We start from the raw sequence: 11,136 nt of genomic DNA on the forward strand, positions 1-11,136 counted from the left end.
GGCCCATGAGGGGCTCGACGCGCGCCTTGCCATGCATGGCCCGACCGCGGGCTATACGGTCGAGCAATACCGCGAGCGGTTGAACTTCGAGCTTGGCATCATCACCAAGATGAAGTTTCCCGGCTACTTCCTGATCGTTGCCGACTTCATCAAATGGGCCAAGGCGCAAGGAATTCCGGTCGGGCCTGGCCGCGGTTCGGGCGCAGGCTCGCTGGTCGCCTATTCGACCACCATCACCGACATTGATCCGCTGCGCTTCTCGCTGCTGTTCGAGCGCTTTCTCAATCCCGACCGCGTGTCGATGCCCGACTTCGACATCGACTTCTGCCAGGATCGGCGCGAGGAGGTCATCCGCTACGTCCAGCAGAAATACGGCCGCGACCAGGTCGGCCAGATCATTACCTTCGGTACGCTGCAGGCGCGCGCCGTGCTGCGCGACGTCGGCCGCGTCCTGCAGATGCCCTATGGCCAGGTCGACAAGCTCTCCAAGATGGTGCCGCAGAATCCGGCCAATCCGGTCAAGCTCGCCGACGCCATCGCCAACGAGCCACGTTTTGCCGAAGAGGCCGAGAGGGAGCCGATCGTCCAGACGCTGCTCGACATGGCGCAGAAGCTGGAAGGCCTCTACCGCCATGCCTCGACGCACGCCGCCGGCATCGTCATCGGCGACCGGCCGCTCTCGGAGCTGGTGCCGATGTACCGCGATCCGCGCTCGGACATGCCCGTCACCCAGTTCAACATGAAATATGTCGAGCAGGCCGGACTGGTGAAGTTCGACTTCCTCGGCCTGAAGACGCTGACCGTGCTGGAGACGGCGGTGAAGCTGATCCGCCGGCGCGGCATCGAGATCGACCTGGCAACCATCCCGCTCGACGATCCCGAGACCTACGCCATGCTGTCGCGCGGCGAAGTGGTCGGCGTGTTCCAGGTGGAAAGTGCCGGCATGCGCAAGGCGCTGATCGGCATGCGGCCCGACTGCATCGAGGACATCATCGCGCTGGTCGCACTGTATCGACCCGGCCCGATGGAAAACATCCCGACCTACAACGCCCGCAAGCATGGCGAGGAGGAGATGGCCTCGATCCATCCCAAGATCGACCATCTGGTGAAGGAGACGCAAGGCGTCATCGTCTACCAGGAACAGGTGATGCAGATCGCGCAGGAGTTGTCCGGCTACTCGCTCGGCGAAGCCGATCTGCTGCGCCGCGCCATGGGCAAGAAGATTCGCGCCGAGATGGACAAGCAGCGCGAGCGCTTCGTCTCCGGCGCGGTCGAGCGTGGCGTCGGCAAGCCGCAAGCCGACTTCATTTTCGACCTGCTGGCCAAGTTCGCCGACTATGGTTTCAACAAATCGCACGCCGCCGCCTATGCGGTGGTTTCATACCAGACCGCCTATCTCAAGGCGCATTATCCGGTCGAGTTCCTGGCGGCGTCGATGACGCTCGATATGGGCAACACCGACAAGCTCGCCGATTTCCGCCAGGACGCGCTGCGCCTCGGCATCGAGGTTCTCGCGCCGTCGGTGACATCGAGCTTTCGCCCCTTCGAGGTCGGCGAGAACCGCATCTACTATTCGCTGGCAGCGCTCAAGGGCGTCGGCGACGCGGCGGTCGAGCACATCGTTGCCCAGCGTGGCGAAAAGCCGTTCAAGAACCTCGCCGATTTCTGCGAGCGGGTCGATCCCAAGATCGTCGGCAAGCGCGTCTTCGAAAGCCTGATCATGGCCGGCGCGCTCGACTGCTTCGGCCACGACCGCGCGTCGATGATGGCGGGCGTGGAACGCATGATGGGACTGGCGTCGCTGGCGCAGCAGAACGCGGTTTCCGGACAGCACGACATCTTCGGCGCCTCGCTCGGCGCCCAGTCGCAGGCACTCAATCTGCCGGCGACAGAGCCGTGGCTCGCCGCCGACCGGCTGCATCGTGAATTCCAGGTGGTCGGCTTCTACCTCTCGGCCCACCCGCTCGACGAGTACAAGGCGGCCCTGCAGAAGATGCGGGTGCAGACGTGGGCCGAGTTCTCGGCGGCCGTCAAACGCGGTGCCGCCGCCGGCCGTCTGGCCGGCACGGTAACATCCAAACAGGAACGCAAGACGCGCACCGGCAACAAGATGGGCGTCATCGCCTTTTCGGATACGTCAGGCCAGTACGAAGCCGTGCTGTTTTCGGAAGGACTGGCACAGTATCGCGACCTGCTCGAGGCCGGCCGCTCCGTCGTCATCACCGTTGCGGCCGAGGACAGGCCGGAAGGCGTCAATCTGCGCATCAACTCGGTGCAGTCGCTGGAGGATGAGGCAAGTCGCATCCAGAAGGCGCTACGTATCTTCGTGCGCAACGCCACGCCGATCAACACGCTGGCCGGCCAACTGACCGTCAGGGGCGAAGGCCAGGTCAGTTTCGTGCTGATCAAGGAAGAAGGCGAGGGTGAAATCGAGATAGAGCTGCCGAACCGCTACCGTATCTCGCCGCAGATCGCCTCGGCGATGCGCGCGGTGCCGGGCGTGGTCGAAGTGGAATTGGTGTGACCCCCGCTCTTTTCGGGGCGCGGCAATCAGCCGGGCGGTCGCTGCCGCCAACGCCGGCGCGGTCAGCATGAAGCCGGCGCAGAGGAATGGGTCGCAGGCGGTTTCAGTCTTGGCGCGGCTGCGTGACCGGCTGCGCAGGCTTTATCATGGGCGCACGCCGGCCGCTTTCCGGTTCCAGCTGGTGGCCGTCGTCATCGACCTCGCCATCATCGCCTTCTTCATCGCGACGCCGGTTCTCCAGGACAAGCCGTCATTCCTCTGGCTCGACTATTCGGCGGCCGCGCTGGTTGCCGCGGACCTCGCTGCCCGCCTGCTTGCCTCCAAGAACATGCTGCGGCTGATGAAGCAGCCGACGTCGTGGGTCGATGTCTTCATCCTCTTGACGCTGCTGATGCCAACGGCGTTCGCCAATCTCGCCTTCCTGCGCATCCTGCGGCTGTGGTCGCTGTCACGCAGCGGTTCGCTCTGGCGGCATTTCGAGATGCGAGGACTGCGGCCGTGGCGAGAGGCCAGCCACGCGGTCATCAACCTTTTGACCTTCCTGTTCGTCATCACCGGCTTCGTCTACACGTTCTTCTTTCGCACTGGCGCTGGCCTGGAAAACTATATCGACGCGCTTTATTTCACTGTCGCCACGGTGACGACGACCGGCTTCGGCGACATCGTGCTGCCGGGCATGGCCGGCAAGCTGACGGCAATCGTCACCATGATCATCGGCATATCGCTGTTTGTCAGACTGGCTCAGGCGATCTTCCGGCCAGCCAAGGTGTTGTTTCCCTGTCCGCAGTGCGGCTTGCGGCGGCACGAGCCGGACGCCGTGCATTGCAAGGCCTGCGGCCATCTTCTCAACATACCCGACGAAGGGAACTGACGGCCGGCGGGACTACGACGCCGCCACTTCGGCCGGCTTTATCTGCCTGCGCTGCAGATTGAGCAGATTGCCCATCAGGATCAGCAGCGCGCCGCCGGCGGTGAAGGCGTCGATCTGCTCGCTATAGAGCAGCCAGCCGATCAGTGCCGATAGCGGCACGCGTAGAAAATCCATCGGCGAGACGATGGTCGCGTCGGCATAGCCAAGCGCTCGGGCCATACAGAAATGCGACGACATGCCGGTGAAGGCGATCAGCACGATCCATGGCCATAGCTCCAGTGGCGGGTTGCGCCACGTATAGAGCGCCGGGATGAGACCGACCACCGACTGGACAATCAGCATCCAGCAGATGATGCGTACGACGCTGTCCGTCCGGGTCAGCGACTTGACGGTGACCACCGAGATGCCGAAGCAGGCCGCGGCGCCCAGCACGACGAGATGTCCAGGATCGACCGAGCCGACACCGGGGCGCACGATGATCACCACGCCGATCAGCCCCAGCGCGATCGCTGCCAACTTGGGCCGGTTCAGCCTTTCGCCCAGAAAGATCACCGCCAGGATAGCTGTCCAGATCGGAGTGGTGAATTCGATCGAGATCAACACGGCCAGCGGAATCAAGGTGAGGGCGTAGAGCCATGCCGCCTGGCCCGTGTAATGGATGACGTTGCGGGCGATATGGGCAACCGGGCGCTGCGTGCGCATGGCTTGAAAGCCGCCACTCATCATCACCAGCGGCAGCAGGATGAAGAAGCCGATCACGGAGCGCAACTCCAGCACTTGGAAGACGTTGAGCTCCGCTGTCGTGGCCCGGCCGGCGACCGTCATGCCAAGGAACGAGGCGATAGACAGCGCCATCCAGAACGCGGCCTTGGGGATCGAGGGGGTGGGTGCCATTCGCGCTATGTCGCAGGCCAGCACCTCTGCCGCAACCGCTAGCCAAGGCATTCTTCTGGGCCAGTCGCGACTGGCTCGATGTTGTAAAACAGTCATGTGGCGGACGGAACCTGAAACGGTAGGTGGCGTTGAGTCCCGATGGTCAGCCGTGCTCGTGGATCGCCCCGCCTTTTTTCGAAAACGACAAGGAGAGCTTCGATGAGATCCTTCGCGCAATTCGCGCTTACCGGCGGTCTATTGGTTGCGGCAGGCGCAGCACATGCCGACGAGACCCAATTTCTCCAGTCGTTCAAGGGCAATTTCGCCGGCAAGGGCACTGTCCAGGTAACCACGGATGCTCCGAACGTCAGCGTATCGTGCAGCTTCAAGTCGAATGCGACCTCAACCTCGCTATCGCTGGATGGAAATTGCCGCGGTCTCATTGTGGTGTCGCGGGCCATCAGCGCCAATCTGAAAGTTACAGGTGCCAAATACAGCGGCACCTATGTCGGCTCTCGCACGGGACCGGCGCAACTCAACGGCAGCCGTTCGGGCAATGCGATCAACCTGGGCATTCGCTGGGCCAAGGAGGTCAATGGCGACCGAAGGGCGCAGATGAAGGTCGAGAAACGCGGCGAGAACGGCATGCGGCTGACCGTCATCGACACCGACCCGAAAACCGGCAAGAGCGTGGTGACGAGCAGGATAGACTTGCAGCGCACCTAATCTTCGAGCGGCTCCGGCGGATGGGCATCGCGGCCCTTGCCGAATGTGTAGCCGGTTTCCACCGCTTTGCGGCCGAACTTGTCGCGCAAGGCATCGATGGCGCCTTCAGCCATGGCGCGCTTGCGCGACTGGATGTCGACCAGATCGGGCGGGTCGGCCTTGTCGTCGTCCGAGAGGTCGCTGACGCCGATGCCGAGCAGCCGATACTTCGTGCCGTCGGTTTCCTTGCGCAGAAGCTCCACCCCAGTCTGAAAGATGCGGTCGGCGAGCCGGGTCGGGTCGCCGAGCTGGCGATTGCGCGTGCGCAGCTTGAAATCCTGGCTCTTCAGTTTCAGCACCACGGTGCGCCCGGCAATGCCTGACTTTTTCAGCCGTGCCGAAACCTTTTCCGAAAGACCCCTGAGAACCGCGATCAGTTCCTCCAGCGACGCGATGTCGGTGTCGAAGGTGGTTTCGGCCGACACGCTCTTGGCGTCCTGATCGGGATCGACGCGGCGGACATCCTCGCCGCGCGAAAGGTGGTAGAGCCGGTCGCCCATCGTGCCATAGCGGCGCATGAGGTCGCCGCGATCCATCTGCTGCAGCTGGCCGATGGTGCGGATGCCGTCACGCTCCAGCGTTGCGTTGAACGCCTTGCCGACACCCCAGATCATGGTCACCGGCTGCGCCGCCAGGAAGCCGACCGCCTCGGCTTCGCCGATGACCGAGAAGCCGCGCGGTTTACGGAAGTCCGACGCTATCTTGGCGAGGAACTTGCAGTAGGACAGGCCGGCCGAAACGGTGATGCCGATCTCCTTCTCGACCGCCAGCGCAAAGCGCGCCAGCACCACAGCGGGTGGCAGGCCGTGCAGTCGTTCGGTGCCGGCGAGGTCGAGAAACGCCTCGTCGATCGACAGTGGCTCGACCAGCGGCGTCAGCGCCTGCATCATGGCGCGCACTTCGCGGCCGACGCGGACGTATTTTTCCATGTTGGGGCTGATGACCACCGCCTCCGGGCAGGCTTCGAGCGCCTTGAACATCGGCATGGCCGAGCGGACGCCCTGGATGCGGGCGATGTAGCAGGCGGTGGAGACCACGCCGCGCTTGCCGCCGCCGATGATCAACGGTTTGTCCTTGAGCGCCGGATTGTCGCGCTTTTCGATTGCCGCATAGAAGGCGTCGCAATCGATATGGGCCAGATGCAGCCGGTAAAGCTCGGGATGACGCGCAAGCCGGGGGCTGCCGCAGCGCTCGCAGCGGCGCGTCTGGCTGCGCTGAAGCATCAGGCAGTCGCGGCAAAAACCGTGATCGGGATTGTTGACAGGGGCCGCCATCGCTGCGAACATAAAGAGAACAGAGGCAATGGTACGACAGTGCAAGGCCAGCGACAAGGCTGGCCTGGGGAGAACGCATGAGCACGACCATAGCGCCGCTTGCGCCCGAGCTTTGGGCTGAATTCGAGGACCTCTTCGGCAAGCAAGGTGCCTGCTACGGTTGCTGGTGCACGCATTTCCGGCTGGCGCCGGCGACGCGCCGCGAGAGCAGCCGGGAACGCAACAAGGACCACATCAAGGCACGCATCGAGGCCGGCCCGCCGCCGGGCCTGCTGGCATTCGAGGACGGTCAGGCGGTTGGCTGGATGCAGATCGGACCGCGCGCCGACGTGCCCGAGTGGAACAACCAGGGCAGGGGGTCGGCACCGGTCGATCCTGCCGACGCCACGGATCCGGCCGTCTGGGCGATCTCCTGCTTCTTCATCCGCGGCAAGGCGCGCGGCAGGGGCATCACGCATCGCCTCGTCGAAGGCGGCATCGATTTTGCCCGCCAGAACGGTGCACGGCTGCTCGAGGCTTGTCCGATAGATCTGTCTCGCGATTCGCGTTCGATCGGCCTGTTCGTCGGCTCGTCGCGGGTCTTCGAGAAGGCTGGTTTCGAGAGGCTGTTGGAACGCAAGGCCGGTCGGCCGCTGATGCGGCTGGTGCTTTGATCGAGATTGCCTGCCCGGATGCCGTTGTCGATCTCACCTTGCGGTTGCAGCGGTAATTTCATACCAGACGGACAAAGCCTTTCTTCTCGGTCAAACGGAGAATTCGCGTGAACCGTGCCCTGCCATTCGTGTTCCTTCTTGCGTTGAGTGCCCCTGCTCTCAGTCAGACCGTCGACAGTCAGGGTGCGAAGCAATTGTCCGACGACTTGTCCCGCTATGTCGGCAAGCAGGCCATCGACAAAGGCATTTTGAAGGTTTCGCTGGAAGGTGGTGCCTACAAGATCCTGTTCGATTTCAAGGCACTTGCCGCATCATTTCCGGACCAGAAACTGCTGAAGTTCGACTTTGCGCCCTATGCCCTGATGGTCAAGCCGCGCAGCGACGGATCCTGGGATGTCTCGATGGATTTCTCCCAGAGCGCCTCCTTCGAGTTCAACGGACCCGAAGGGCTGCAAAGCACTCAGTTTTCGATCAAGGACGGCAAGGGCTCGGGCGTGTACGATCCAAATCTGGCGGCCTTCACCAGCGGCACCAGTTCGATGGCCGGCATGACGATGACGTCGAAGGATGCCAAGCAGCACATGGAGGCCAGCGCCGGCGCTGGCATCGCGACCGTTGCCGCGACCAAGTCGGCGACCGGGGGCGTCGATTTCACAACCTCGCAGAAGGTGTCGAGTTTTGTCGAAGCGATCAATTTCGATGACCCCGAGAGCGGGCTGAAATTCCCGGTCACCGTCAGGTCGCCGGAATTGTCGGTCGAAGCCAGCGGCAAGGGCGTGCAGACCAAGCCATTGCTCGATCTCCTGGCATTTGCTGTGGCCAACGAGGACGAGGCGACGCTGAAGGCCAACCAGGCGCAGCTCAAATCGCTTTTGTTCGCCGCCTTACCGCTTTGGCAGCGTATCGACGGGACCTATGGTTTCAAGGATTTCGCGGTGGAAAGCCCGGTCGGCAATTTCGGCGCCACCCAGCTCAGCACCGTGTTCGGCTCCGACGGCGTCGCCCAAAATGGCACGATCACCTACGGCATCAAGGCATCGGGACTGACCGTGCCGACCCAGCTTCTCCCGAGCTGGAGCGTGGGGTTGTTGCCCACCGATGTCGATTTGAACTTTGGCGGCGCCAATATCGATCTCGACAGCATGGCGAAGAAGGCGATCGAAGCCTTTGATCTCAATAAGAATCCGCCGCTGTCTGCCGAATTCGGCCAGCAGCTTAAGGCCGACTTCATGGCCAAGTCGCCGAAGGTCGTGCTTGGCCACAGCACCGTGAAGAACAAGGATACGGAGATCGCCCTGGAAGGCGAGATGACATTCCCAGGCGAAAAGCCCGAAGGTAGCGTGACCGTCGATGTCGCCGGCTTCGACAAGCTTGTCGAAGGCCTGCAGGAAGCGGCAAAGTCGGAACCGGAGGTGTCCCAATACGTGCCAGTCGCTCTCATGGCGAAGGGCTTTGGCAAGACGCTGCCCGATGGCCGGCTGGAATGGATCGTCAACGCCAAGGCCGACGGTTCGGTCACCGTCAATGGCGTCATGCTGAAGCCTGCCGATCCGGCCGTGGACGATGGCGACGGCGACGATGACAGCGGGGACGACAGCGGCGGCGCAGGTGCGAAACTGAACCCTTGAAGGCTGGAGTTTAGAGCCCCAGCGCGCTTGCGATCTTCGGCGCGGCTTCGTGCCAGTCCTGGACGACGACCACATCGTCCGTCACCGGGGGCAGGAATGCGCGCAGCGAATTGTCGGCCATCAGGTGGAACAGTTCGGCGTCGGCGACCGATTCCCGCACCGACGCCAGATTGTGCGGCTGATCGTCGACGAAGACCACCGGTCGGCCGGCCTTGCCGCGAAGCTTGGCCACTGCCGGTCCTTTGGCCATTTCAGTGGTCAGAAGCGGGTAGCTCAGTCCAAGCGCGTCGAGATGGACACGACGCACGGCACGGTGTTTGTGCGGCATGGCCGTCAGCAAGATGATTTCCGCGCGGTCGCCAAGCCCTGCCAGGGCCTCTGCCGCGCCGTCCGTAATGTTTTGCCAATCGGCTTGCGTGTCAAAGAAATCGCCCAGCAGTGCCGTGACTTCGGGCTGTTCGATCAGGCGGCCGCTGGCCGTCTCTGCGATGTTGCCGGTCAGCCGGAACGAGGCCAGCGTCAGGCCATAGCCACGCGTCTTGAGGAAATTCGGAAACGGGCGGATGAATTCGAGCACGACATCGTCGACATCGAGCACCAGCAACGGCCGGTTGTCGGCTGCCAGTTCTTCGATCTGGCGCGCTGTTTCTGGATCATCGCTCATATGGAATGCTCGTGATTGTCATCGCCCAGCGGCAGCGACCGCAGGGCCTTGCCGACAGCAGCCGGCGGGGTGCCGGTTTCCTCGGCAAAGCGCATCAGCGTCGGCTCGTGGGCGAGGATGAATTGCAGGACACCAGCCAGGAAACCCGGCTCACTGGCGGCTTTGCGGATCGAATGGACCTCTATGCCGGTGATAGCCAGAAAGCGCGGCAAAAGCTCCGGATCGGAGGCGACAAAGCCCAGGGCCTTCACGGCAATCGATTCCGCTTCTTCGCGCATTGACGCTGCGTTTGCCATCACTACCTTCGGTGTGTGGAATGAGTCTCTCCCGCAGTAATGGCAAGAGTTGCTTGCGGCAAGCCATTAGAGCGTGGCGCGCCCTTTGGACGCGCAGGCGACGAGGTAGAATTCGCGCTGTTTTCCAGCCGCGGATTTCCGTTTCGTCAATCATATTGCCGTAAAGTGAAGCAGGGCTTGGTGCGTTCAGACATGGGCGCATGACGGTCGCCTTCGAAGCGGAAGGGCGGCCGGGACGGGATATCGATGCCGAAGAAGGTTATGATCGTCGAGGACAATGAGCTCAACATGAAGCTCTTTCGGGACCTCATCGAGGCAAGCGGTTACGAGACCGTGCGCACCCGCAACGGTCTGGAAGCGCTCGATCTGGCACGCCAGCACCGGCCGGATCTCATCTTGATGGATATCCAGTTGCCTGAGGTGTCGGGGCTTGAAGTGACCAAATGGCTGAAGGAGGACGACGAACTGCACGTCATCCCCGTCATTGCCGTGACCGCCTTCGCCATGAAAGGCGACGAGGAACGTATTCGCCAGGGTGGCTGCGAGGCTTATATTTCGAAGCCGATCTCGGTGCCGCGTTTCATCGAAACCATCAAATCCTATCTGGGCGATGCGTGATGTGCCCCTTCAGCCGAGTCGGAGCGTTATGAAATGACTGCGCGGATCCTCGTCGTAGACGATATCCCTGCCAATGTGCGGCTGCTGGAAGTGCGGCTGCTGGCCGAATATTTCGAAGTGTTGACCGCCACCAACGGGCCGGATGCGATCGAGACCTGCGAGAACGGCAAGGTCGATGTCGTGCTGCTCGATGTGATGATGCCCGATATGGACGGCTTCGAGGTCTGTCGGCGGCTGAAGAGCGATCCGGCGACATCGCACATTCCGGTGGTGATGATCACCGCGCTGGACCAGGTTTCCGACCGCGTCCGCGGGCTTGAGGCTGGCGCCGACGACTTCCTGACCAAGCCGGTCAACGACCTGCAGCTGATGACGCGCGTCAAGAGCCTGGTTCGGCTGAAGTCGCTGACCGACGAGTTGCGGCTGCGCGCCTCGACGACGCGCAACATCGGCATCGAGGAGTTGCTCAGCCGCAATTTCGCATCCGAGGACACGACGCCGAAAGTGCTTTTGATCGACGAGCGCAAAACATCCGTCGAGCGCATCCAGAAGATGCTGCGTGATCGGGCCGACCTCGACGTCACACATGATCCGCATGCCGGTTTCTTCCAGGCCGCCGAGACATCCTATGAATGCGTGATGATCTCGACCGCGTTCGCCGATTTCGATCCGCTGAGGCTCTGTTCGCAGTTGCGCTCGCTCGATCGCACCCGCTTCGTGCCGATTATCCTGCTGGCGGAGGAGGGCGAGGAGGAACGCATCATTCGCGGCCTGGAACTCGGCATCAACGACTATCTCATGCGGCCGATCGACCAGCAGGAACTGACGGCACGGCTGCGCACGCAGGTGCGGCGTAAGCGCTACAACGACCAGCTACGGGCCAGCGTCACCCAGACAATCGAAATGGCGGTGACCGACGGTCTGACCGGGCTGCACAATCGCCGCTATCTGGACAGCCATCTGCAGACGC

At 62.6% G+C, this 11,136-nt stretch carries 11 protein-coding genes; 7 read left to right on the forward strand and 4 right to left on the reverse strand.

All coding sequences use genetic code 11. The features are described 5' to 3' along the window. Positions 1 to 2,524 (forward strand): DNA polymerase III subunit alpha (dnaE, locus tag EN949_RS27630; protein WP_127371838.1); only part of this gene is annotated, 2,524 nt, incomplete at its 5' end. A 67-nt stretch (positions 2,525 to 2,591) separates the two neighbouring features. After that, positions 2,592 to 3,395 carry a potassium channel family protein gene (locus EN949_RS27635; RefSeq protein ID WP_027161463.1) on the forward strand — a complete coding sequence of 268 codons (804 nt, stop codon included), beginning with the start codon at positions 2,592 to 2,594 and terminating at the stop codon, positions 3,393 to 3,395. Between the two features lie 12 nt (positions 3,396 to 3,407). Here EN949_RS27635 and EN949_RS27640 read toward each other — a convergent pair whose 3' ends face one another. Next, positions 3,408 to 4,289, reverse strand: a complete 882-nt coding sequence (locus tag EN949_RS27640; RefSeq protein ID WP_013531939.1) for a DMT family transporter — start codon at positions 4,287 to 4,289, stop codon at positions 3,408 to 3,410. Between the two features lie 198 nt (positions 4,290 to 4,487). On the opposite strand from EN949_RS27640, the gene EN949_RS27645 reads away from it, so the two are divergent. Then, positions 4,488 to 4,994, forward strand: coding sequence for a hypothetical protein (locus EN949_RS27645; protein WP_024503586.1), 507 nt, complete (start codon positions 4,488 to 4,490; stop codon positions 4,992 to 4,994). Here EN949_RS27645 and EN949_RS27650 read toward each other — a convergent pair. Continuing rightward, complete coding sequence (locus tag EN949_RS27650) at positions 4,991 to 6,319, reverse strand: DNA polymerase IV (protein ID WP_013531937.1); 1,329 nt, start codon at positions 6,317 to 6,319, stop codon at positions 4,991 to 4,993. The genes EN949_RS27645 and EN949_RS27650 overlap by 4 nt on opposite strands. A 65-nt stretch (positions 6,320 to 6,384) precedes the next feature. Here EN949_RS27650 and EN949_RS27655 point away from each other — a divergent pair, with 65 nt between their 5' ends. Further along, positions 6,385 to 6,960, forward strand: coding sequence for a GNAT family N-acetyltransferase (locus EN949_RS27655; RefSeq protein WP_127367782.1), 576 nt, complete (start codon positions 6,385 to 6,387; stop codon positions 6,958 to 6,960). Positions 6,961 to 7,067: 107 nt separating this feature from the next. Continuing rightward, positions 7,068 to 8,588, forward strand: coding sequence for a hypothetical protein (locus tag EN949_RS27660; RefSeq protein WP_127371839.1), 1,521 nt, complete (start codon positions 7,068 to 7,070; stop codon positions 8,586 to 8,588). Positions 8,589 to 8,598: 10 nt separating this feature from the next. On the opposite strand, the gene EN949_RS27665 is transcribed toward EN949_RS27660, so the two are convergent. Both EN949_RS27665 and EN949_RS27670 read right to left on the reverse strand, forming a co-directional pair. Next, the gene (locus EN949_RS27665) at positions 8,599 to 9,252 is read right to left on the reverse strand and encodes a hypothetical protein (RefSeq protein ID WP_013531934.1); all 654 of its coding nucleotides are present in this window, start codon (positions 9,250 to 9,252) and stop codon (positions 8,599 to 8,601) included. Next, entirely contained in the window at positions 9,249 to 9,548 is a 300-nt protein-coding gene (locus tag EN949_RS27670) for a DUF3572 domain-containing protein (RefSeq protein WP_024503583.1), read from the reverse strand. Before EN949_RS27670 ends, EN949_RS27665 begins: the two co-directional genes overlap by 4 nt. 246 nt (positions 9,549 to 9,794) lie before the next feature. Between EN949_RS27670 and EN949_RS27675 the strand changes: the two genes are divergently transcribed. Both EN949_RS27675 and EN949_RS27680 read left to right on the forward strand, forming a co-directional pair. After that, positions 9,795 to 10,166: a response regulator gene (locus EN949_RS27675; RefSeq protein WP_013531932.1), complete on the forward strand. Its 372-nt coding sequence runs from the start codon at positions 9,795 to 9,797 to the stop codon at positions 10,164 to 10,166. Between the two features lie 33 nt (positions 10,167 to 10,199). Continuing rightward, positions 10,200 to 11,136, forward strand: a 937-nt coding sequence (locus tag EN949_RS27680; RefSeq protein WP_127371840.1) for a PleD family two-component system response regulator, incomplete at its 3' end; no start/stop codon positions are given.

The organism is Mesorhizobium sp. M7A.F.Ca.US.007.01.2.1, from assembly GCF_003998165.1.
Lineage (GTDB): Bacteria > Pseudomonadota > Alphaproteobacteria > Rhizobiales > Rhizobiaceae > Mesorhizobium > Mesorhizobium ciceri.

What these genes read in the sequence shown, in the direction of transcription:
- EN949_RS27640 (WP_013531939.1), bottom strand. Translation starts at nt 4,289, where the DNA reads ATGGCACCCACCCCCTCGATCCCCAAGGCCGCGTTCTGGATGGCGCTG.
- EN949_RS27670 (WP_024503583.1), bottom strand. Translation starts at nt 9,548, where the DNA reads ATGGCAAACGCAGCGTCAATGCGCGAAGAAGCGGAATCGATTGCCGTG.
- EN949_RS27655 (WP_127367782.1), top strand. Translation starts at nt 6,385, where the DNA reads ATGAGCACGACCATAGCGCCGCTTGCGCCCGAGCTTTGGGCTGAATTC.
- EN949_RS27675 (WP_013531932.1), top strand. Translation starts at nt 9,795, where the DNA reads ATGCCGAAGAAGGTTATGATCGTCGAGGACAATGAGCTCAACATGAAG.
- EN949_RS27650 (WP_013531937.1), bottom strand. Translation starts at nt 6,319, where the DNA reads ATGTTCGCAGCGATGGCGGCCCCTGTCAACAATCCCGATCACGGTTTT.
- EN949_RS27635 (WP_027161463.1), top strand. Translation starts at nt 2,592, where the DNA reads ATGAAGCCGGCGCAGAGGAATGGGTCGCAGGCGGTTTCAGTCTTGGCG.
- EN949_RS27645 (WP_024503586.1), top strand. Translation starts at nt 4,488, where the DNA reads ATGAGATCCTTCGCGCAATTCGCGCTTACCGGCGGTCTATTGGTTGCG.
- EN949_RS27665 (WP_013531934.1), bottom strand. Translation starts at nt 9,252, where the DNA reads ATGAGCGATGATCCAGAAACAGCGCGCCAGATCGAAGAACTGGCAGCC.